Here is a 22,135-nt window from a genome sequence, read left to right as displayed (position 1 = left end):
TTACTTAATTAGAAGACGCAACATGATAGGGGATTTGAAAGCTAAAGTCTTAAATCAATTTCAAAATATAATCATGAACTTGATAAGAAACTTATATGAAAAATTGTTTGCAAAGGTCACAAAAGTGTCATAATTTTTTCCCATAATGCATAGCGTTGATTACATAGAAAGGTTATTCAAATGTCTAGAAGGATTCTGGTTGTTGAAGACGAAGCTCCCATTCGCGAAATGCTGTGTTTCGTGCTTGAGCAAAAAGGTTATCAAGCTGTTGAAGCGGAAGATTACGACACGGCGGTGAGTAAACTGGCTGAACCCTTTCCCGATCTTGTGTTATTAGATTGGATGTTGCCCGGCGGGAGTGGTATCAACTTTATTAAGCATATGAAGCGTGAAGAATTAACACGCAACATTCCTGTTGTGATGTTAACCGCCCGTGGTGAAGAAGAAGATAAAGTTCGCGGCCTTGAAGTGGGTGCGGATGATTACATAACCAAACCTTTTTCGCCTAAAGAGTTAGTAGCTCGTTTGAAAGCGGTTATCCGGCGCGTCACACCGACAGCACTGGAAGATGTGATCGACGTGCAAGGATTGAAGTTAGATCCTGTCTCTCATCGAGTAACGGCTAATGATAATGCCTTAGAGATGGGGCCGACGGAATTCAAAATGCTACACTTCTTTATGACGCACCAAGAACGCGTCTATAGCCGTGAGCAGTTATTGAACAATGTGTGGGGTACCAACGTTTATGTTGAAGACCGCACTGTCGATGTTCATATACGCCGTCTGAGAAAAGCGTTAGAAGAGGCTGGCCACGATAAATTAATTCAAACAGTACGTGGTGCCGGTTATCGCTTTTCATCCAGAACATAAAGGATTAATTAAGGTACGAAATGGTTGAACGTTTAACGTGGAAAAGGCTGGCTTGGGAGCTGGCTTTTTTTTACTCTCCTTGGATTATCGTTGGCTGGATCTTTGGCCATATGGCTTGGCTGCTGCTAGCGGCTACGGCGTTGCAACTGATTTGGCATTTGCATAACCAAATGCGCTTGTCGGCTTGGTTGTGGGATGAAAAACGTTTAACGCCGCCTTCCGGGACTGGAAATTGGGAATACCTGTTTAATGGGATTTACCGTTTACAGCAACGCCAACGTAAAAAACGCAAAGAACTGACTAATTTGATCCGCCGCTTTCGTAACGGGGCTGAATCGCTACCCGATGCGGTGGTGGTGTTCCGTGACGAAGGGAATATCGTTTGGTGTAACCGACTTGCACAACACCTGCTTGGTTTTCGCTGGCCAGATGATGCAGGTCAACCTATCTCAAATTTATTGCGCGCCCCTGATTTTATCAAATATCTGCAAAAAGATGATTTCACAGAACCACTTGAAATGCGCTCTCCACTTAATGTGGAGCGAATGCTAGAGCTGCGTATTGTGCCTTACACAGAAGGTGAGCATTTGATGGTTGTGCGTGATGTCACTCAGTTGAAACAGTTAGAAGGCATGCGCCGAAATTTCTTTGCTAACGTTTCTCATGAACTGAGAACGCCGATGACGGTGTTGCAAGGGTATCTTGAGATGACAGAAGACCCTGACATGCTGGTAGGGCCGATGTGGCCTAAGGCACATGGAGTGATGACTGAGCAGTTAAACCGTATGAACAGTTTAGTCAATCAACTGCTGACGTTGTCAAAAATTGAAGCGGCGCCTATGCATGAGTTGGATGAAGTGGTTGATGTTCCGGCTATGTTGGAAGTACTTGAAAAAGAAGCGATCAGTTTAAGTGGCGATCATCATCACCGACTGCATTTTGATGTCGATAAGCGACTTAAAGTATTGGCCGATGAAGATCAACTGCGCAGTGCTATATCAAACCTTGTTTATAACGCCGTCAAATATACGCCTTCGGGAGCGGAAATTAATGTGCGTTGGTATCAAAACGCGCAAGGTGCTTGTTTAGACGTGGTGGATAAAGGGGAAGGGATTGAGCCACAGCATTTACATCGTTTAACGGAACGTTTTTATCGTGTCGATAAAGCACGTTCGCGAGATACCGGAGGAAGTGGGCTTGGGCTCGCGATTGTTAAGCATGCATTGTCACATCATGACACGCATTTGCAGATTCACAGTGAAGTGGGTGTTGGCAGCAAATTCTCTTTTATTTTGCCTAAACGTTTGGTTGTGCTGTCATGATACATCGCATATTTACAGCCTTTCTCTATTTTTACTTGCTGGTTACCACGAACGCCGTGAGCGCTCAGCCGCTCGTGGATTATTCAAAAACTAACGGTGTTGCAGGTAGTTTACTTTCAGTGGGGTCAGACACTCTGGCAGGAATGACGACGCTCTGGGTTGAAGAGTTTAAGACGATCTACCCAAATATCAATGCTCAAGTACAAGCCTCAGGTTCCTCCACCGCGCCTCCTGCTTTAACTGAAGGAACGGCGCAATTTGGCCCAATGAGTCGCCCGATGCGTGGTCGTGAGATTGAAGCATTTGAGCGCGCTCACGGTTATAAGCCGACGGCATTGCGGGTTGCGATAGATGCCATTGGTATTTTTGTACATCGAGATAATTCAATCAAAGGGCTTAATTTTACTCAATTAGACAGTATTTTCTCATCCACGTTGCGCTGCGGTGCAACACAACCGATCAATACTTGGGCGCAATTGGGTGTTGATGAGGATTGGGCTAAGCGAGGAATTCAACTGTTTGGCCGAAATTCGGTGTCGGGAACTTATGGCTATTTCAAACAAAATGCACTGTGTGGTGGCGATTTCAAAAAGGGAGTAAACGAGCAGCCGGGATCGGCATCGGTTGTACAATCGGTTGCTTCATCGATCAATACTATCGGTTATTCTGGTGTTGGTTATCAGGTTTCTGGTGTGAAATTGATTCCGATAGCCAAACAAGGCGATCAGTTTATTGCCGCAAGCCATGAGAACATTCTATCAGGTGCTTATCCGTTATCTCGCTATTTGTATGTGTATGTGAATAAACATCCTAATCAGGATCTGCCACCCATGCAGCGAGAATTTATCCGTTTCATTTTTTCTAAGCAAGGACAAGCGATTGTTGGGAAAGATGGTTATGTGCCTGTCAGTGCCGAGTTTGCTCAACAAGAACTAGCCAAAGTGGGCATAAAATAACGAGCGGTTCGCTCGCTATTTTTTTAATCAAACCCAATTCAATTTAAACATTGAGCTGCCAACCGACACTTCGCCAATACTGTTGTTCGCACATCAGATCCGCATGTAATAATTTATTATTTTCTAACCAATTGGCGTCTTCACATTCTAGTTTCCACTCATCATCTTTTGCGCTGAGTGTCAGCTCAGGAAGAGGATCATCATTACGTTGGCTATTGACAACAATCGCTAAACGCAACACGCGGATGAGGCCAATAATGTGCTTTTTCTTAAACAAGGTGAAATCATTCATTTCTTGCAGCTTGAGGGATTTGCGTTGAAAGCGCGCTAAGGTCGACAGTACCTGTTGCTGTTCGCTGTTAAAACCGGGCATGTTGGTGTGACGCAGAATATAAGCAGAGTGTCGGTGAAAGCCTTGTAAGTTGATGCTCAATCCCACCTCATGCAATAACGCTCCCCATTCCAAAAGATCAAACAGTTCGCTGCCTTTTTTCAATCCTAGCTCTGGGGTCACATTCTGTAGAAACTCTTTTGCATGGCCTTTGACTTTAGCGGCATGCTCTAAGTCGACTAGATGCTTCATCGCGAGGTTTTCAGTGGTACGCAAACGGATATCGGAATACTTGAACCGATCTTCCATCTCATAAAGCAAACCTTCTCGTAATGCACCATCAGAAAAATGCATCTCTTTCACACGCAGCGATTTTAAAACCGCGCTTAAAATGGCAACGCCCGCAGCAAAAACGGGTTTTCTATCGTCAGTCAACGCGCTGAGTTCGATCTCATCAATACTTTGCCATTCACAGAGTTTTTCAATGAGTTTATTGACTCGCTCAAGCGTGATGATGCCATCATCAAAGCCCAAACCAATCAGTACTTCGTGAATGGCTTTGATGGTTCCTGATGAGCCGAAGGCGACTTCCCACCCTTTTTTGCGATATTTCGCCGCAATAGATTCGATTTTTTGCTCGGCGGCTAATATTGCATGAGCGAAGTTTCTGCTTGAAAGCCTACCATCAGCGAAGTAACGGTCGGTATAGCTGACGCATCCCATTTGCTTGCTGTTGATTAGGTCTGGATCAAACCCTTGGCCAATCACCATCTCGGTACTGCCGCCACCGATATCCACCACCAACATAGACGCTGCTTGAGGTTGAGTATGTGCCACGCCTAAATAAATTAAGCGTGCTTCCTCAGCTCCGGGAATGATTTCAATAGGGAAAGGCAGTACCTGTTTGGCTCGTTGCAAGAATGTATGAGCATTATTGGCTTGACGCAGTGTATGCGTGGCCGCGATACGCACGTTTTCAGGTTCGAAACCTTGCAACCGCTCGGCAAACATCGCTAAGCATTCAAGTCCTCGCTCTATGGCATCGGCATCCAAATTTTTTTGTTCATCTAACCCAGCCGCCAAGCGTACACGTTGCTTATGGCGGCTCACCAGTTGCAGATCTTGATCGACGACTTTGGCCACCACCATATGAAAGCTGTTAGAGCCTAAATCGATGGCTGCAATATCGCGAATAGTATTAGTTGGGTTGATTGTCATGTAAGGGTTCTTTGATCTTTCTGGTCTGTCTTTCTACATTCTTAAGATAGTCGTAGATGGCAAATTGTGAACGCACTTTTTTACGGTTACCACGTTCTACATAATTATTGCTCATCTCTTTGTCTATCCAGCGCGCTTTCACTGTATCGGTAAATTGTAAATTCATAATGTCAATCATACGCTGTTTCAAACGTGGGTCACGAATTGGTGTCGTTACTTCGATACGATGATCGATATTGCGCGTCATCCAGTCGGCAGAGGAGATATACACCAGCGGGTTGCCATCATTGTGCGTAATAATGACACGAGGGTGTTCCAAAAAGCGATCAACGATGCTGATGATTTTGATATTGTCACTCACGCCCTCAATTCCCGGAACCAGTGAACACATGCCCCGGACGATCATCTTAATTTGTACGCCCGCGCTGCTTGCGCCATACAGTTTATTGATTAACCCTTTATCCACTAAGTTATTTAACTTTAAAGTGATTGCGGCTTTTTTGCCAAGTTTCACATTGGCGATTTCACTGTCGATTAATCGATAAAGCTGAATACGAGAGTTTCTTGGCGACACAATGAGATGGCTAAATTTAACTGGGCGGTAAGGGTTTTCAATATAGCCAAACACGTTTCGTACTTCGGTAGCAATTTCATTGTCGGCGGTCAGTAGTGAAAAGTCCGTATAGATACGGGCGGTTTTTTCATGGAAGTTGCCCGTGCCGATGTGTGCGTAGCGAACGATGTTGTCCTGTTCTTTGCGGCTAATGAGCAGCAATTTAGAGTGAATTTTTAATCCGGGAGCACCGAAAATTACTTGGACCCCCGCTTCGGTTAAAATACGTGACCATTCAATGTTGGCTTCTTCATCAAACCGTGCTTGTAACTCAACCACTACCACCACTCGTTTGCCATTGTGTACCGCATCGACGAGCGAGTTCATTAGGCGAGAATCTTTGGCAACACGATAAATATTGATTTTGATGCTGATCACTTTGGGATCAAACGACGCTTGTCTTACCAACTCGGTAATGTGTTCAAATGAGTGGTAAGGATAGTGAAGTAGAATATCCTGAGCGCGAATCGCATCAAATGCATTGGCAAAACCTTCAAAGTCAGCACATTGCATGGGTGGTAGCGGCTTGTTTTCTAAATAGTCACGCCCCACGTTTGGGAACCCAATAAAATCTTTAAAGTTATGGTAACGACCACCAGGAAGAAGGCTATCATAGTGCGATATTTTGAGTTTTTCGCACAAAAATTTAAGCATTTTTGTCGGCATTTCTCGTTCATAAACAAAGCGTACGGGCATAGCACTTAAGCGTTGATTCAACCCTTCTGACATCTGTTCTAACAAACTGTATTCGACTTCCCGTCGCAAGTCATATTCCGCATCACGTGTCATTTTCATCGCGTAACCCGTGAGCTCTTCATAGTCAAAAAATCCGCGGAAAATCTCATCGAGGCAGTGGCGAATGATGTTGTCCAATAAGATGATGGTTTTACGGCGTTTGCCCTTTTGCTCCGGCACCATGACAAAGCGCGGTAGGTGGTCTGTCGGGATTTCAATCAGCGCATATTGGCTGCGGTCATTGTGTTTGAGATCAACGGCAATATAGGCGTATTCATCTTTCAAAAATTGCATGACATCAATGTCGTCAGTCATGAGCAGCGGTGTAATATGCGGGCGCACTTCTTTATGGAAATACTTAGTGATCCATTTTTTCTGAGTCTCATCCAACTGCGTTTCATTAACCAAGAAGATACGGCGACGTGCCATTTCTAAAATAAGCTCATTATAGAGATTGTCGAAATCTTGGTTGAGTTTGAACGCCTTACTTTGCATTCGTGTCAGCAAATGCTTGGTAGTATCGTTACCACCACGTTCTCGGTTGATCAAAATTTGCCGTTTTACATCGGAAAAGCGAACTTTATAGAACTCATCCAGATTGTTAGAAAAAATACCTAAAAACCGTATTCTCTCGATTAAAGGCACGGTTTTATCTGCGGCTTCTTGCAATACGCGTTCATTAAACGAAAGCCAGCTCAATTCCTTGTCGATATACAACTTGTCCGTACTCATTCATGTTACCTTTTAACTCAATTGACGTTTTTTACTGACTCACCCTCTGTGTGCTGATTGTGCGATTCTGCACAGCAATCAATTCGGGTATTGATGATTATGCAAACTATGCCTTTTATGTGACATTTTTATTTCAAGTAGGCAAGTTGAGTATAGTTGTTTTATTTTCAGTCGTTTATTGCGAGTTGTAATATACTTGTCACGAAAATTACATATTATACGCAGACAGGAAAAAGGGTAGAGAGAGCAATGGCACCAAGTGAATTTTCATTGAAGGAACGTGACAGAAAACGGTTGATAAAAGACCGTTTGGTTCGCCTTGCAGTGAGTTTTGGTGGCGTGAGTGTACTTGGCGCTTTAGTGCTGATTTTTGTCTATCTTGCGATGGTTGTTTTCCCTCTTTTTGGTAGCGCAAAAATTGAAAGGAACGTGGCGCAAGTGAGTATAACCACTTCCAATCCTCAATTTTTGGCCATAGATGAATACGGCGAGAATGCCTTTGTTGTTGACCTTGACGGCAGCATGAACTTTTGGCCCTTGGACGGCAAAACGGAACACGCATTGTGGTCGGATAGTCTCCCTATTCGCGTTGATCTTTTTAGCCAAGCTCCCCCGCTGGATGGATGGTTTGCCGCTAGCAATGTGGCGGGAGAGGTCTTTATTGCTCGCCCTAAATTCAGTTATCTTCATAGCATGGAAGGTCGCCAGTTTTCTCCTTATCTTGAGCGCGTCAGTTTACCCTCTACCTTTCGGCTGACTCATAAAACGCAAACGTTACGCCAGTTTGCCTTCGCCGTTACTGATGAGGCACTTTTCTTCGCTTCTTATCTCGATAATGATGAGGTGATAGTACAAACCTTAACGAGTGATAACGTCGAGCCAATTCAGCGCTTTGTGTTTCAAGGCTCATTTCCTTCTTTGGACCAATTGCTTTTTACGCCAGATGGTAAAACGCTTTATCTTCGCTCAGGGTCCGAATTGGTTGTTGCAGTTAAGAGTCGTCAAGGTTATTTCGTGCGAGAAGTAGTTGATTTAAGCCAAGGTAATTCCGATCGAGCCGTGACACAAATCAACTTATTGTCCGGTGCTTATTCGCTACTGGTGACTCACCGTAACGGCTTAGTGTCACAATGGTTTGATGTGCTGCAAAATGAAGAACGTCAACTGACTCAGATTCGTAAGTTTAAATTAGCGCCGCAGGTGACGCTGTTACTGCCGGATACTTATCGCAAAGGTTTTTACAGTTTCTACCCTAATGGCACAATCCAAAGTCATTATACGACCAGTGAAAAACTGGTGTTGTTTGAGAGGATGTACAACAAAGCCCCTCAATTGGCCGCCATGTCCAATAATGAGCTTTATCTCGCTACGTTAAGCGAGCAGAAGATCAGCGTGGCAAAAGTGGATAATGATTATCCTGAAATATCACTCTCATCATTGTGGCAAAAAGTGTGGTACGAAAGTTATCCAGAGCCTCAATATGTGTGGCAATCGACGTCAGCGAACGATGAATTTGAGCCTAAGTTTAGCCTAGTACCGATAGCTTTTGGCACTCTTAAGGCCGCAGCATACGCAATGTTATTTGCAATACCGATTGCGGTGTTTGGCGCGATTTACACGGCTTATTTTATGTCACCGAGAATGCGCCGAGTGGTGAAGCCGTCGATTGAATTGATGGAAGCGTTACCAACCGTCATTATTGGTTTTTTAGCGGGGTTGTGGTTTGCACCATTAATTGAAAGCCATCTCGCGGCGGTCGGAGCGCTGCTGCTATTTTTACCCATTGTGATGTTACTCGTTGGGCTAGGTTGGCACCTGTTACCGAGAGCATGGGTGCGAAATTTTTCAAATGGGTGGCACGCATTGATACTAATCCCCGTATTAGTCGTTAGTGCAGTGGTTATCTTTTCGTATAGCAGCCAAATTGAAGTTTGGCTATTTGATGGCGATATTCAGATTTATCTCGCGCAAAACGGCATCGATTTTGATCAGCGTAATGCGCTGGTGGTTGGTTTTGCGATGGGCTTTGCCGTCATTCCAACCATTTTCACTATTGCGGAAGATGCGATCTTTTCCGTACCTAAACATCTTTCTGATGGGTCATTAGCATTAGGCGCAACACCTTGGCAGACATTAACTAAAGTCGTGTTGTTAACGGCAAGTCCTGGCATATTCTCGGCGATCATGATGGGTTTGGGGCGAGCCGTCGGAGAAACAATGATCGTTCTTATGGCGACGGGTAATACACCCATTTTAGATTGGAATATTTTAGAAGGGATGCGTACCTTATCGGCAACGATTGCGGTTGAGTTACCAGAGTCGGAAGTGGGGAACTCCCATTATCGGTTGCTTTTTTTAGCGGCACTATTGCTACTCATGTTCACCTTTTGTGTGAACTCGATTGCTGAATGGGTCAGACAAAGGTTGCGTGCCAAATATCGCGCTTTGTAATCAATTGGGAAAAATCATCACATATGTTTAAGTGGTTTCAATCAGGTTCACCTTGGATATGGTTAACAGGCGGTGCTGTCAGCATCAGCCTGATTTCGGTATTGGGCTTGCTCCTGTTTATTGGTTGGAAAGGATTAACCTATTTTTGGCCGACGCCACTTTATCAATGGCAAACTCAAGAGGGGCAAGCACTGGTTGGTCAGCTCTACTCTGAGGAAAATGTGCCATTAACACACTTAAGAGCGTTAGATATTACATGGCCCAAAGCCATACTGGATGCTGGGGAAGTGAAGCGGCTCAGTATCAAAGTCGCTAACCGAGAGCGAAATCATGCGGACTTTGTCTCGATACTGGATATTAAACTGTCGGATAAACAAATGCCTAGCGGGTGGGCGGTAATAGAACGTAAGAGTAACGGACAGTTTTATGGCAAGCCGATTATTTATGTTCAAACTGATGGAAGCGAGAGTTCGGATGTTCAGACCATGCTCGCTGCAGGAATGCAGGATGTCGCGTTATTGAGAGAGCAAATTGACGATGTGATTGACCAAGAGATCCGAGTCATTGGCTTTGCCGCCGAAAAATTACGTTTAGAGAAGCGTCGTAAAGAACTCAATGGAAAGCTAGAACGAACCTATTTAGACCACTATTTTCATAAAAAGCAGGATTTGGATAGCCAATTAGCTATTGCCGAACAAAAGTTAGATGCGCTGCGCCAGCAAATGAATGGGCCGTCGTTGATTGTTGAAGAGATGAGTGGGCAACGAGTGGCGATTCCACTTAGCCAAATTCTCGATATTTGGTATCCCAATGATATGACTTTGGGGCAAAAATTGGTCCAGTGGGGGAAGCAGGTGTGGCTCTTCCTATCAGAAGATCCCCGAGAATCGAACTCTGAAGGCGGCGTATTTCCAGCCATCTTTGGTACAGTGCTGTTGGTGTTGTTGATGTCGATTATTGTCATGCCACTTGGTGTTGTGGCGGCTATTTATCTGCACGAATACGCAAAAGAGAATCTGTTTACTCGTATCATTCGTGTTGCGGTTATCAACCTTGCTGGTGTGCCATCGATTGTTTATGGGGTATTTGGTCTTGGTTTTTTTGTTTACACCATAGGCTCATCGATTGATACGCTACTCTATAGCGAAAGGTTACCGGCCCCCACTTTTGGTACGCCTGGCTTACTGTGGTCGGCGCTCACATTAGCGGTGTTAACTCTACCCGTAGTGATTGTGACGACGGAAGAAGGGTTAACACGGATTCCCAGCGCAGTACGCCATGGCTCTTTAGCATTGGGCGCTACCCATTTTGAGACGATTTGGCGCATAGTATTGCCGATGGCAAGCCCTGCGATTATTACTGGGCTTATTCTCGCCATTGCGCGAGCCGCGGGTGAGGTTGCCCCTTTGATGCTGGTGGGTGTGGTCAAACTGGCGTCAAGTTTGCCTGTGGATGGCGAGTTTCCCTTTGTACATCTTGAGCGAAAATTCATGCACTTAGGTTTTCATATTTACGATGTTGGTTTCCAAACGACCAACATCGAAGCGGCTAGGCCACTGGTGTACGCCACTTCATTTTTATTGGTGACAGTGATTGTGGCACTGAATTTAACGGCCATCAGTATCCGCAATAACTTGCGTGAGAAATATCGAACGTTAGGGCAAGATTAATTATGTTTTCCATCAATCAAACTTTGGGTTATCACGCCCCGTTAGATGTCAATAATCTGAGCGATCAACAAACGGCGATTGCGATTGAAGATCTGAATCTGTTCTATAAACAGACTTGTGCGCTGAGCCATATCTCAATGCGTATTCCCAAAGGACAAGTAACGGCGTTTATCGGCCCTTCCGGTTGTGGTAAGTCAACCTTACTGCGCTGTATTAATCGGATGAACGATCTGGTCGAAGGGTGTCGAGTTGAAGGTGAAGTCAAACTTCATGGTAGAAACGTCTATCACCCAGATGTGGATGTTGCCACGTTGCGCCGCCGAGTGGGGATGGTATTCCAACGCCCCAACCCATTTCCGAAATCCATTTATGAAAACGTGGTGTATGGGCTTCGTTTACAAGGAATTAAAAATAGCCGTACTTTAGATGACTCAGTTGAGCGAGCTTTAAGAGCCGCTGCGTTATGGGATGAAGTGAAGCATCGCCTACATGAAAATGCATTTGGCCTTTCGGGTGGGCAGCAGCAACGCTTAGTTATCGCCAGAGCGATTGCTATTGAGCCAGAGGTGCTGTTGCTTGATGAGCCAACGTCTGCGTTAGATCCAATTTCTACGTTGACCATCGAAGAGTTGATTAACGATCTCAAAACCAAATACACAGTGGTGATTGTGACGCATAACATGCAACAAGCGGCAAGAGTGAGCGATCATACGGCTTTTATCCATATGGGAAAATTGATTGAGTATGCGGATACTGACTCTATTTTCACCTCCCCATTGAAAAAACAGACGGAAGACTATATTACTGGTCGATATGGTTAATACTTTCGTCAATAGCGATATTCAAAAGGAACGATGATGCATCTAGGTCGCCACATTTCAGGACAGTTCAATGTTGAACTTGAATCGATTCGCACTCATGTATTGACGATGGGCGGGCTGGTGGAGCAACAACTCTCTTTTGCGATGCAAGCATTGCATAAAGATGATGCCGATCTGGCCAGAAAAGTCGTTCGGGATGATCACAAAGTGAATGCGATGGAAGTTTCTATTGATGAGGCTTGCACGCGTATTATCGCTAAGCGACAACCGACAGCCAAGGATCTGCGCTTGATCATGGCGATCATCAAAACCATTACCGACCTTGAACGAATTGGTGATGTAGCCACCAAAATTGCCTACGTCACTATCGAAAGCCCTTCGCCTAAAGAGAGCAAATTTCGAGTTTCTCTTGAACCTTTATGCCGGCAAGCCATTGCAATGTTGCACCAAGTGTTAGACGCTTTTGCGCGGATGGATCTTGAATCGGCTGCTGAAGTGTACCGCTTGGATGACAAGCTGGATGCCGAATACGAAGCAGTGATCCGCCAACTGATGACCTATATGATGGAAGACCCTAAAAATATCCCACATATATTACAAGTCATGTGGTCTGCACGAGCCATCGAACGCGTGGGCGATCGCTGCCAGAATATCTGCGAATACATCATCTATTTTGTCAAAGGTAAGGATGTGCGCCACTTAGGTAAACAATCGATTGATGACATCCTCAAATAGCCTTTTGGGTAAAGTAAGGTGAAGGAAAGTTATTCACCTTACATCAAGACATAACGGTTGCCGAAGTTAAGAAAGCTGGCGTAATACCTCTTGGATTTTAGCCGGATCGGTTATTGGGATTAAGGTGTCATCGACAGACTCTTGGCCCATTTTCACCGCATTGGCGATCATATCCATGCTACTTGCACGCGTGGTTTTGCCGGACAAATGCACTTCAGTGATGCCCGTTTCACGGATAATGTCAGTCACGTTTGATGCGTTTAAGCCAGCCCCAGCCATAATAGAGAATCGACCATTCGCCAGTTTCACCATGTGTGTAATTACGGCTCGTCCTGCATAGGCATCTGGCGCTAACCCTGAAGTAAGTACACGCTCACACCCTAATTTTGCAATGTCTTCAATCGCTTGTTCATAGCTGTGGCATTGATCAATCGCACGGTGGAAAGTGGTACCCAACCCTTGCGCGGCTTGCATCATCAGTAAGCTTGCTTCAAGGTTGATGGTGCGATTCGGATTCAAAATACCAAAGACGATGCCGTCTAGTCCCGCCTGTTTTGCCATCTCGATATCGATCAACATCGAATCGAGATCATCCTGATCATAAAGAAAGTCGCCTTGACGCGGACGAATCATCGCGTAAACAGGAACGCTCGATATTTGTGCGGCCTTTTTCATTAAACCAAAGCTGGGCGTCAGTCCACCCAATGCGAGCGACGAACACAATTCAATGCGAGTAGCCCCGCCTTTAATGGCGTTGTGTAGCGATTCAATATTATCAATACACACTTCAACTTGAATATTCATAGTAAAATCCTGCTGGAAAAATTTGGTTAATGTTAGCAAGTTAGAGTAGTGACGTCTGTGTGATTGAGGTGAGAAATAGGGGTAAAGTTTACCAACCAGTGCTGCCTCATTTTCACTAAATGAACGACAACGAAAAAGCCCAAAGCGTTAGCTTTGAGCTTGGATAAGGACTTTACTTCTTAACTGATTGGCGATGCGTTTTACGCTTTATTATATGTCCAACCATTGACCCGAGTTGAGCGCGGGCTAAGGAGAATTATTTCTTGCCTAGGTCGTCTGAGTGCTCAGCTAGGAATGCTGCAACACCTTTTGGAGATGCATCCATACCGGCTTTGCCTTCTTCCCACTGTGCTGGGCACACTTCACCGTTCTTTTGGTGGAAGTTAAGCGCATCAACCATACGTAGCATTTCGTCGATGTTACGGCCTAGTGGTAGGTCGTTCACAACTTGGTGACGTACAAGACCATCTTCGTCGATGAGGAAAGAACCACGGAAAGCAACGCCTGCTTCTGGGTGCTCAACATCGTACGCTTTACAGATTTCGTGCTTCACGTCAGCGATTAGCGGGTATTTTACTTGGCCAATGCCACCGTTTTCGATAGCGGTATTACGCCATGCGTTGTGAGAGAATTGAGAATCGATAGATACACCGATTACTTCAACTCCTTTCGCTTGGAAATCTTCGAAGCGTTTGTCAAAAGCGATAAGCTCTGATGGGCAAACGAAAGTGAAGTCTAGTGGGTAGAAGAAAACAACCGCTTTCTTACCTTTAGTAAATTCTGCGAAGTTGAAGCTATCAACGATTTCACCGTTACCAAGAACAGCTGCTGCAGTAAAATCAGGGGCTTTACGACCAACTAGTACCATTTTTTTGCTCCTAAGAATAAGGTTTAGTTCCAAACCAGTGATGAGCACTGGTCCAGTCCGTTTTTGAACGAGACAAACTATAGTACAGATTGTAGGATAGTAAAAAGCGAAATAAATAGATTAGTCTCATCGAAAAAAGCGATGAGCTCTAATGACGGAATCAGAAACGGCACTCAAATAAGATAGTAGTAGAACGATGAATAAATGGCCCAGTTTGAAGCAGTTGCACTATTTAGTAACACTCTACGAAACACGGCACTTTAGTGATGCCGCTGAACGTTGTTTTGTTAGTCAATCTACCCTAAGTAAAGGGATCCAAAATTTAGAGGAATTAATAGGTTGCCCGCTTTATGAAAAGGATAAGAAAGCTCCGTTAGTGTTTACTCAAGCGGGAGAGCTGGTTGTTAGCCAAGGAAGGGAGTTGCTTGCCAAAGGACAAGATTTAGTGGAACTCGGCAAGGTTTGCCAAGGCGATGAGATGCAAGGTCAGCTTAAGCTGGGTTGTATTCCAACCATTGCTCCATTTTTACTGTGTGATTTAGTGCAAGAAGTGAATGTCCGCTTTCCGAAGTTGAACTTATTATTACGAGAAGATACGACGACGAACCTTTTGGCTGCACTGCGTCATGGAGAGCTTGATGTGTTGATTTTGGCTTTGCCTGTCGATATCGGCAAAATGGAGAGTCGAGTCGTGGGGATTGATCCATTCAAAATGGTGATCAGCCGTCATCAAATGGATAGCATCCGTGTGCCAATCAAGTATGCTGACCTGCCTGATGAATCGGTGTTTTTGCTCGAAAATGTGCACTGTTTAACGGATCATGCTGTGTCGGCTTGCAAGTTGACCGCCAAAGAGAAAATTAATCCATTTACCGCAACCAGTTTACATACCTTAGTGCAGATGGTCGCCAATGGTTTAGGGACGACTTTCATTCCACAAATGGCAATCAATCATGGCTTAGTTGAAAACCAAAATTTAGTGGTCATCGAGCCTCCTGGCCAGCAAGCGTATCGAGAGATTGGTTTAGTCTGGCGGCCAAGTTCATCGCGAACTCACACTTTTAAGCAGTTAGCGGATGTGGTTTCTGGTTTACTTTAGCGATTAGTCTTACTCTTTCCTTTGCCTAAAAAATCAAAAAGTCACTTTTAATGTGGCTTTTTTCAGTTTTTTATTCTGTTAGTGTTTTTAAACTTGTAAAATTTTACAAACAATTCTTGATGAAGTTTTCATAAAATCAAAAATCTTTACAGCCACAATTTTACACATCCTATTTTCTCTTGCGTTTAAAAAGAAGCCATCTGTCTCGCTCGGTTAGTCGTAAATTCAAGCCTTACTGCGTCTCACATCATTTCGAACGTCTGTTTAAAACTAAAATCTGCCTTTTTGAGTTGTGTAATAAAATAACGTAATAACTTTCATATTTAACAAGGAAATCAAACATAGGTTTGAAACGGGATAAAACTTTGTTTTTAACCTTTCATTAACTTTGTCTCTTTTGCTGAATGATGAGTTGATGTAAGGTTTAATAAGGTTTTGTAAGACTTATGTCTAGCTTGGTTAGGCTTGAAATATTGGATTGACTGAGAGAAAGTGTCGGTAGAGATAAGTCAGTGGATAGCAAAAAATGAGCATTTGAATTTGTGGTTTTTAAATTACAAATGTAGTTGGAATGGTTTTAAGGAAGAACGTTATGTTTGCACAGACCCCAGAAACAGAGTTAGCACTCAGCAAAGAACACCACGAAGCCAAGCTTGAGGTTGTTGGTGCCGTTGGCCCACATCACCAAGCTATTTTCCCTTCAGAAGCCCAAATCTTCTTGTCCACTCTGTGTGCTAAATTTGCAAGCCGTGTTGATTCGCTGCTGGATGCACGAGAAGAGCGACAAACACGTATTGATAACGGAGAACTGCCGGATTTTCTCAAGGATACGCAAGATATTCGCGAAGGAAGCTGGAAAATTCTCGGTATCCCACACGATTTACAAGATCGTCGAGTAGAGATTACGGGGCCAACCGACCGAAAAATGGTGATCAATGCATTGAATGCTAACGTCAAAGTGTTCATGGCGGATTTTGAAGATTCGATGTCACCAGCATGGGATAAAGTGCTGGATGGGCAAGTCAATTTGCGTGATGCCATTGAAGGAACCATTAGCTATACCAATCCTGACAATGGTAAGTGCTACCAGCTTAAAGATAACCCAGCGGTGCTCATTTGTCGGGTACGCGGTCTGCACCTTAAAGAAAAGCATGTTAAATATGCAGGGCAAAGTATTCCGGGTTCGCTGTTTGATTTTGCACTCTACTTTTACAACAACTATAAATCATTGCTTAAAAAAGGCAGTGGCCCTTATTTTTATCTTCCAAAACTTCAGGCCTATCAAGAAGCAAAGTGGTGGAGTGACGTTTTCCATTTTACCGAAGAGTATTTTGGGTTAGAAACTGGCACCATTAAAGCCACCGTATTGATTGAAACCTTACCCGCCGTGTTCGAGATGGACGAAATATTGTTCTCGCTTAAAGAACACATTGTCGGCTTAAATTGTGGCCGCTGGGATTACATTTTCAGTTATATCAAGACATTGAAAAATTATCCGGATCGGGTGCTACCAGATCGCCAAGTTGTCACAATGGAAAAGCCGTTTCTTAACGCCTATTCACGCTTACTGATCTACACCTGTCATAAGCGTGGCGCATTTGCGATGGGCGGTATGGCCGCGTTCATTCCAGCTAAAGATCCCCAAGAAAATCAGTTGGTTCTCGATAAAATTCATCACGATAAATTGCTCGAAGCCAATAATGGTCATGACGGTACTTGGGTTGCCCATCCCGGTTTAGCGGATACGGCAAAAGCGGTCTTTGACCAAGTACTGGGCGAGCGTTGTAACCAATTAGATGTTACGCGTCTGTCTGATGCGCCGATTCATGCCAATGAGCTGTTGACCCCATGTGAAGGGGAACGTACCGAACAGGGCATGCGTCATAATATTCGAGTTGCACTTCAGTACATCGAAGCATGGATCTCCGGCAATGGCTGTGTCCCCATTTATGGGTTGATGGAAGATGCGGCGACCGCAGAGATTTCTCGAGCGTCAATATGGCAATGGATCAAGCATGGAAAAGCCTTGGATAACGGTCAGATTGTTACCAAAGCGCTTTTTGAGCAGTATCTTGCGCAAGAAATTGAAGTCGTGAAACAGGAAATCGGCACGCAGCGATTTGCACAAGGACGCTTTAGCGAAGCGGCACAATTGATGGCTCGCTTAACTACCAGCGATGAGCTGACACATTTTCTCACCGTTCCGGGTTATGACTACCTAGATTGATGAGATTTAAAACCAATAACTAATAACCAATTACTGACAACCAATAACGTGAAGCTGTTTTCAAAAGCAGAATAGGTCGTACTGCTGAGAAAAGGATGACAGTGCGCTTGCGCATCAAAATAAGAGGGATAGACCATGACATTAACTCGCCGCCAACAAATCGAAGCTCTAGAAAAAGATTGGGCAACCAACCCACGCTGGGAAAATGTAAAGCGTACTTATACTGCTGCTGAAGTGGTTGACCTGCGCGGTTCAATCACTCCAGCCAACACCTTGGCCCAACGTGGCGCTGATAAATTGTGGTCACTGGTTAACGGCAGTGCCAAAAAAGGTTATGTGAACTGTTTGGGTGCATTGACAGGTGGTCAAGCGGTACAACAAGCCAAAGCGGGAATTGAGGCGATTTATCTCTCCGGCTGGCAAGTAGCGGCAGACAACAACACCGCTTCCACCATGTACCCAGACCAATCGCTCTATCCAGTCGATTCTGTTCCATCGGTGGTCAAGCGCATCAACAACTCGTTTCGTCGTGCCGATCAAATTCAGTGGGCGGCTGGAAAATCACCGGAAGATGAAGGTGGTATTGATTACTTCTTACCGATTGTTGCTGATGCTGAAGCCGGTTTTGGTGGCGTACTCAATGCTTACGAGTTGATGAAGTCGATGATTGAAGCAGGGGCGGCCGGTGTGCACTTTGAAGATCAGTTGGCGTCAGTAAAAAAATGCGGACACATGGGCGGCAAGGTTCTGGTTCCGACTCAAGAAGCGGTTCAAAAATTGATTGCGGCACGTTTGGCCGCTGACGTATCAGGGACAACCACTTTGGTCATTGCTCGTACTGATGCAAACGCGGCGGATCTACTGACCTCGGATTGCGACGCATACGATCGTGATTTTATCCAAGGTGAGCGTACTCAAGAAGGTTTCTATCGCGTGAATGCTGGGATTGAGCAAGCGATTTCACGCGGTCTCGCTTACGCGCCGTATGCTGATCTCGTGTGGTGTGAAACCGCTAAGCCTGATTTGGATGAAGCCCGCCAATTTGCCGAAGCAATTCTAGCGCAATACCCAGATCAACTGCTGGCTTATAACTGTTCTCCCTCTTTCAACTGGGAGAAAAACTTAGACGCAGACACCATTGCTCGTTTCCAGCAAGAGTTGTCGGACATGGGGTACAAATATCAATTCATCACCTTAGCGGGCATTCATAACATGTGGTACAACATGTTTGAGTTAGCACATGCTTACGCGCAAGGCGAAGGTATGCGTCATTACGTTGAGAAAGTTCAGCGTCCAGAGTTTGAAGCAGCATCAAGAGGTTATACCTTTGTTGCACACCAACAAGAGGTGGGAACGGGTTACTTTGACCGGATGACCAATACCATCCAAGGTGGCAGCTCTTCCGTGACCGCGTTAACGGGCTCTACTGAAGAAGACCAATTTTAATTAGCGGTACTTCCCAATCATTATCTGTGTAACACCTTTGAGCGGCGTAAGCCGCTCTTTTTTATGTGAGGCACTTATATTAGGGAGTGAGCGTTATTCAATATCGACTTCGTCCGGTTCACTCTCTTCTTGTAGCTCAAGTAAGGTAACAGCTACCCCAATAAAGTCCGTGTCAGTAATAATGCCCACTAGTTGGCCTTTATCTACAACGGGTAAGCAGCCTACTTTATGTTTTTGCATGTAGATAGCACTCTCTTTTAACCCCGCTCGCGGGTCAACCGTCATAATTTCAGTATGCATCACCTCATATAATGGCGTTGTCAGTGTATATGATTGATCTTCAGGGATGTTTTTTAAGCTCGACTCTTGCGCGGCAAGAATATCTCGATGAGTAATGATACCGAGTAGTTTTTTGTGTGGATCGACGATGGGGATGTGGCGAATATCCAACGCTTCCATAGTGTGCTTAGCATCGGCTAACGTGTGTGTACGCAACAGGGTATGGGGGTTGCGAGTCATCATGTCTTCAATTTTGATCATAACGAGCTCCTTTTTATTATTGACCTGATTCAACTATAGTTTTTTCTGCGCAAAATATCTGAGAGCTCCCGCTATTTTTACTTTGATTGATGCGTAAAGATTGGGTGCCATTTTCATGTTTAATTACATTAAATTTAGATCTGGGTCTGACGAGCGAAGGTGTTTACGTATATACTACGGCGCTTAAAAAAATTACGTCATCCACTCAAAACGAACAAGATAAGAACTATGCAAGTTTCAGACTTTCACTTTGAACTTCCCGATGAGCTGATTGCTCGTTACCCAACGGCTGAACGTACGGCGAGTCGCTTACTGCAATTAGACGGTAACAGCGGTGAACTGGCGGATGGCTCATTTAAAGACGTTCTTGACCGAGTTCAGCCCGGCGATTTATTGGTTTTTAACAATACACGTGTCATCCCGGCTCGCATGTTTGGGCGCAAAGCTTCAGGCGGTAAACTGGAAGTATTGGTCGAACGAATGTTGGATGAACAGACGATTTTAGCTCATGTTCGCTCATCTAAGCCGCCAAAACCGGGCAGTGAGTTGTATTTAGGAGAGCATGACGAATATCATGCACACATGGTGGCTCGCCATGACGCGCTGTTCGAGATTCGTTTTACAGCGTCAAAGACGGTACTGGAGATCTTAAACGAGATTGGCCATATGCCGTTGCCGCCTTACATTGACCGCCCTGATGAAGATGCTGATAAAGAGCGTTATCAAACCGTGTACAACCAAAAACCGGGAGCTGTCGCTGCACCGACCGCCGGTTTGCATTTCGATGAGGCTCTGCTTGAGCAAATCAAAGCGAAAGGCGTCGAATTTGCTTATGTAACCTTGCATGTTGGCGCTGGAACCTTCCAGCCAGTACGAGTCGACAATATTCACGATCACCATATGCATGCAGAATATGTTGAAGTGCCACAAGAGGTAGTCGATGCCGTCAACGCGACGAAAGCGCGTGGTGGCCGAGTGATCGCTGTTGGAACTACGTCGGTGCGCTCACTGGAAAGTGCCGCGCAAGATGCGCTTAAAAAGGGCACTGAGCTGGTTCCTTTTTTCGGTGACACTGAAATTTTCATCTTCCCTGGTTATGAGTATCAGTTGGTGGATTGCTTAATCACCAACTTCCACTTACCAGAGTCGACACTGATTATGCTCGTCAGCGCTTTTGCAGGTTATGAGCATACTATGGCCGCGTACGCGCATGCCGTGAAATATCAATATCGTTTCTTTAGTTATGGTGATGCGATGTTTATCACCAAGAACACCAATTAACGAGTGCTAGCATTACGCTAGGAGAAGAAGCTCCGCTTCGTTTTTCGCTAGGAATTGGCGACCGCTCTAGAGGGGTGCTTGCACCTAATCATGATACGTCAGACTGTTTCTCTGACATTGGAGGCTTCGTGAAGTTAACATACGAACTTAAAAAGAAAAACGGAAATGCTCGCCGTGGGCAATTAACCTTTGAACGTGGCACTGTGCAAACACCGGCATTCATGCCTGTAGGTACTTACGGCACAGTAAAAGGCATGACACCGGAAGAAGTAAAAGAGACGGGCGCAGAAATTTTGCTCGGTAATACTTTTCACCTGTGGCTGCGCCCTGGCCAAGAAGTGATGAAAATGCACGGCGACTTGCATGATTTTATGAACTGGCAAGGCCCGATCCTCACCGATTCAGGTGGTTTCCAAGTGTTTAGCCTGGGTGATATTCGCAAAATCACAGAAGAAGGGGTGCATTTTCGTAACCCAGTCAATGGTGACAAGATTTTCATGGACGCAGAAAAGTCGATGGAAATTCAAAAAGATCTGGGCTCTGACATTGTGATGATTTTCGATGAGTGTACGCCGTACCCTGCGACGCACGATGAAGCTAAAAAATCAATGGAGATGTCTTTACGTTGGGCGCAGCGTTCACGTGACCATTTCGACAAATTAGAGAACACCAACTCGCTATTTGGTATCGTGCAAGGCAGTGTTTACGAAGATTTGCGTGATGTTTCCGTGAAAGGCTTAACCGAGATCGGATTTGATGGCTACGCGGTTGGTGGCTTAGCGGTGGGTGAACCTAAAGAAGACATGCACCGTGTACTTGAGCACACCTGTCCACAATTGCCAGAAGACAAACCACGCTACCTGATGGGTGTCGGTAAACCTGAAGACTTAGTGGAAGGGGTACGTCGCGGTATCGATATGTTTGACTGTGTGATGCCAACGCGAAATGCACGTAATGGCCATCTATTTGTGACGGGTGGTGTGATCAAGATCCGTAATGCAGTACATAAAACCGATACAACTGCGCTGGATCCGCATTGTGACTGTTACACTTGCAAAAATTATTCGAAGTCGTATTTACACCATCTGGATCGTTGTAACGAAATTCTGGGTGCGCGTTTAAATACTATTCATAACTTACGTTATTACCAACGCCTGATGGCAAGCATTCGTTTAGCGATTGAAGAAGATCGCTTCGACGCGTTTGTTGAGGAGTTTTATGCTCGTCGCAATCGTGAAGTTCCACCAATGGGCCAATAACGGTTTTGCTGCGTTTTGCTTGATTTGTGAAGTGATAAACTTGAAATTAAGCCAACGCAGCCCAATTAGAATTACATTACACAACAATATTTTAGAGGACGTTTTCAATGAGTTTAATTTCTGTAGCACACGCAGCAGGTGAAGGTGCATCACAAGG

Annotated in this window: 17 protein-coding genes; 12 read left to right on the top strand and 5 right to left on the bottom strand. The window is 44.9% G+C overall.

Annotated features, from left to right (window positions below; genetic code table 11):
• Nucleotides 1–180 precede the first annotated feature (180 nt).
• The 3 genes from phoB to AACQ21_RS12380 are packed head-to-tail and all read left to right on the top strand — an operon-like array spanning nucleotide 181 to nucleotide 3,148.
• Entirely contained in the window at nucleotides 181–870 is a 690-nt protein-coding gene (phoB, locus tag AACQ21_RS12390) for a phosphate regulon transcriptional regulator PhoB (RefSeq protein ID WP_013857522.1), read from the top strand.
• Between the two features lie 20 nt (nucleotides 871–890).
• Nucleotides 891–2,192 carry a phosphate regulon sensor histidine kinase PhoR gene (gene phoR / locus AACQ21_RS12385; protein ID WP_105976699.1) on the top strand — a complete coding sequence of 434 codons (1,302 nt, stop codon included), beginning with the start codon at nucleotides 891–893 and terminating at the stop codon, nucleotides 2,190–2,192.
• On the top strand, nucleotides 2,189–3,148 hold the full coding sequence (locus AACQ21_RS12380) for a PstS family phosphate ABC transporter substrate-binding protein (protein ID WP_105976698.1): 960 nt from the start codon (nucleotides 2,189–2,191) through the stop codon (nucleotides 3,146–3,148). Before phoR ends, AACQ21_RS12380 begins: the two co-directional genes overlap by 4 nt.
• Nucleotides 3,149–3,191: 43 nt before the next feature.
• On the opposite strand, the gene ppx is transcribed toward AACQ21_RS12380, so the two are convergent.
• Together ppx and ppk1 are read right to left on the bottom strand one after the other, a co-directional pair.
• Entirely contained in the window at nucleotides 3,192–4,697 is a 1,506-nt protein-coding gene (ppx, locus tag AACQ21_RS12375) for an exopolyphosphatase (RefSeq protein WP_017046241.1), read from the bottom strand.
• Nucleotides 4,678–6,777 (bottom strand): polyphosphate kinase 1, encoded by a 2,100-nt coding sequence (gene ppk1 / locus AACQ21_RS12370; protein ID WP_105976697.1) that lies wholly within the window; start codon nucleotides 6,775–6,777, stop codon nucleotides 4,678–4,680. Before ppk1 ends, ppx begins: the two co-directional genes overlap by 20 nt.
• A gap of 249 nt (nucleotides 6,778–7,026) precedes the next feature.
• Here ppk1 and AACQ21_RS12365 point away from each other — a divergent pair, with 249 nt between their 5' ends.
• Genes AACQ21_RS12365 through phoU form a run of 4 tightly spaced genes read left to right on the top strand, consistent with a single transcriptional unit; the run spans nucleotide 7,027 to nucleotide 12,454 of the window.
• The gene (locus AACQ21_RS12365; RefSeq protein ID WP_105976696.1) at nucleotides 7,027–9,228 is read left to right on the top strand and encodes an ABC transporter permease subunit; all 2,202 of its coding nucleotides are present in this window, start codon (nucleotides 7,027–7,029) and stop codon (nucleotides 9,226–9,228) included.
• Between the two features lie 23 nt (nucleotides 9,229–9,251).
• On the top strand, nucleotides 9,252–10,898 hold the full coding sequence (pstA, locus tag AACQ21_RS12360) for a phosphate ABC transporter permease PstA (protein WP_105976695.1): 1,647 nt from the start codon (nucleotides 9,252–9,254) through the stop codon (nucleotides 10,896–10,898).
• Between the two features lie 2 nt (nucleotides 10,899–10,900).
• Complete coding sequence (gene pstB, locus AACQ21_RS12355) at nucleotides 10,901–11,719, top strand: phosphate ABC transporter ATP-binding protein PstB (protein ID WP_010320428.1); 819 nt, start codon at nucleotides 10,901–10,903, stop codon at nucleotides 11,717–11,719.
• Between the two features lie 36 nt (nucleotides 11,720–11,755).
• Nucleotides 11,756–12,454, top strand: coding sequence for a phosphate signaling complex protein PhoU (gene phoU / locus AACQ21_RS12350; protein ID WP_010320427.1), 699 nt, complete (start codon nucleotides 11,756–11,758; stop codon nucleotides 12,452–12,454).
• A gap of 66 nt (nucleotides 12,455–12,520) precedes the next feature.
• On the opposite strand, the gene AACQ21_RS12345 is transcribed toward phoU, so the two are convergent.
• Both AACQ21_RS12345 and AACQ21_RS12340 read right to left on the bottom strand, forming a co-directional pair.
• A complete protein-coding gene (locus AACQ21_RS12345) occupies nucleotides 12,521–13,357 on the bottom strand; it encodes a copper homeostasis protein CutC (protein ID WP_105976694.1) in 837 nt (278 codons plus the stop codon).
• Nucleotides 13,358–13,514: 157 nt separating this feature from the next.
• Nucleotides 13,515–14,126 (bottom strand): peroxiredoxin C, encoded by a 612-nt coding sequence (locus AACQ21_RS12340; protein ID WP_010320425.1) that lies wholly within the window; start codon nucleotides 14,124–14,126, stop codon nucleotides 13,515–13,517.
• Between the two features lie 196 nt (nucleotides 14,127–14,322).
• On the opposite strand from AACQ21_RS12340, the gene AACQ21_RS12335 reads away from it, so the two are divergent.
• The 3 genes from AACQ21_RS12335 (at nucleotide 14,323) to aceA (ending at nucleotide 18,898) form a co-directional block, all read left to right on the top strand.
• Complete coding sequence (locus tag AACQ21_RS12335) at nucleotides 14,323–15,225, top strand: hydrogen peroxide-inducible genes activator (RefSeq protein ID WP_013857512.1); 903 nt, start codon at nucleotides 14,323–14,325, stop codon at nucleotides 15,223–15,225.
• A gap of 592 nt (nucleotides 15,226–15,817) precedes the next feature.
• A complete protein-coding gene (aceB, locus tag AACQ21_RS12330; RefSeq protein ID WP_026028092.1) occupies nucleotides 15,818–17,452 on the top strand; it encodes a malate synthase A in 1,635 nt (544 codons plus the stop codon).
• 135 nt (nucleotides 17,453–17,587) lie between these two features.
• Entirely contained in the window at nucleotides 17,588–18,898 is a 1,311-nt protein-coding gene (gene aceA / locus AACQ21_RS12325) for an isocitrate lyase (protein WP_105976693.1), read from the top strand.
• Between the two features lie 93 nt (nucleotides 18,899–18,991).
• On the opposite strand, the gene AACQ21_RS12320 is transcribed toward aceA, so the two are convergent.
• Nucleotides 18,992–19,438, bottom strand: coding sequence for a CBS domain-containing protein (locus tag AACQ21_RS12320; protein ID WP_038171482.1), 447 nt, complete (start codon nucleotides 19,436–19,438; stop codon nucleotides 18,992–18,994).
• Nucleotides 19,439–19,666: 228 nt separating this feature from the next.
• Here AACQ21_RS12320 and queA point away from each other — a divergent pair, with 228 nt between their 5' ends.
• Both queA and tgt read left to right on the top strand, forming a co-directional pair.
• The gene (gene queA, locus AACQ21_RS12315; RefSeq protein ID WP_105976692.1) at nucleotides 19,667–20,719 is read left to right on the top strand and encodes a tRNA preQ1(34) S-adenosylmethionine ribosyltransferase-isomerase QueA; all 1,053 of its coding nucleotides are present in this window, start codon (nucleotides 19,667–19,669) and stop codon (nucleotides 20,717–20,719) included.
• Between the two features lie 128 nt (nucleotides 20,720–20,847).
• A complete protein-coding gene (gene tgt, locus AACQ21_RS12310) occupies nucleotides 20,848–21,978 on the top strand; it encodes a tRNA guanosine(34) transglycosylase Tgt (protein ID WP_026027700.1) in 1,131 nt (376 codons plus the stop codon).
• Nucleotides 21,979–22,135 lie beyond the last annotated feature (157 nt).

This window comes from Vibrio sp. V01_P9A10T6 (assembly GCF_963877065.1).
GTDB classification, from domain to species: domain Bacteria; phylum Pseudomonadota; class Gammaproteobacteria; order Enterobacterales; family Vibrionaceae; genus Vibrio; species Vibrio anguillarum.
The sequence above is the reverse complement of the archived record's forward strand: the minus strand, read 5'-3'. Positions and strand labels throughout refer to the sequence as shown.

Bases quoted from the DNA above. Each gene is read 5' to 3' on its own strand.
- aceB (WP_026028092.1), top strand. From the start codon at position 15,818: ATGTTTGCACAGACCCCAGAAACAGAGTTAGCACTCAGCAAAGAACAC.
- phoU (WP_010320427.1), top strand. From the start codon at position 11,756: ATGCATCTAGGTCGCCACATTTCAGGACAGTTCAATGTTGAACTTGAA.
- pstB (WP_010320428.1), top strand. From the start codon at position 10,901: ATGTTTTCCATCAATCAAACTTTGGGTTATCACGCCCCGTTAGATGTC.
- AACQ21_RS12380 (WP_105976698.1), top strand. From the start codon at position 2,189: ATGATACATCGCATATTTACAGCCTTTCTCTATTTTTACTTGCTGGTT.
- AACQ21_RS12335 (WP_013857512.1), top strand. From the start codon at position 14,323: ATGAATAAATGGCCCAGTTTGAAGCAGTTGCACTATTTAGTAACACTC.
- AACQ21_RS12320 (WP_038171482.1), bottom strand. From the start codon at position 19,438: ATGATCAAAATTGAAGACATGATGACTCGCAACCCCCATACCCTGTTG.
- phoB (WP_013857522.1), top strand. From the start codon at position 181: ATGTCTAGAAGGATTCTGGTTGTTGAAGACGAAGCTCCCATTCGCGAA.
- AACQ21_RS12365 (WP_105976696.1), top strand. From the start codon at position 7,027: ATGGCACCAAGTGAATTTTCATTGAAGGAACGTGACAGAAAACGGTTG.
- ppx (WP_017046241.1), bottom strand. From the start codon at position 4,697: ATGACAATCAACCCAACTAATACTATTCGCGATATTGCAGCCATCGAT.
- phoR (WP_105976699.1), top strand. From the start codon at position 891: ATGGTTGAACGTTTAACGTGGAAAAGGCTGGCTTGGGAGCTGGCTTTT.
- ppk1 (WP_105976697.1), bottom strand. From the start codon at position 6,777: ATGAGTACGGACAAGTTGTATATCGACAAGGAATTGAGCTGGCTTTCG.
- aceA (WP_105976693.1), top strand. From the start codon at position 17,588: ATGACATTAACTCGCCGCCAACAAATCGAAGCTCTAGAAAAAGATTGG.
- pstA (WP_105976695.1), top strand. From the start codon at position 9,252: ATGTTTAAGTGGTTTCAATCAGGTTCACCTTGGATATGGTTAACAGGC.
- AACQ21_RS12340 (WP_010320425.1), bottom strand. From the start codon at position 14,126: ATGGTACTAGTTGGTCGTAAAGCCCCTGATTTTACTGCAGCAGCTGTT.
- queA (WP_105976692.1), top strand. From the start codon at position 19,667: ATGCAAGTTTCAGACTTTCACTTTGAACTTCCCGATGAGCTGATTGCT.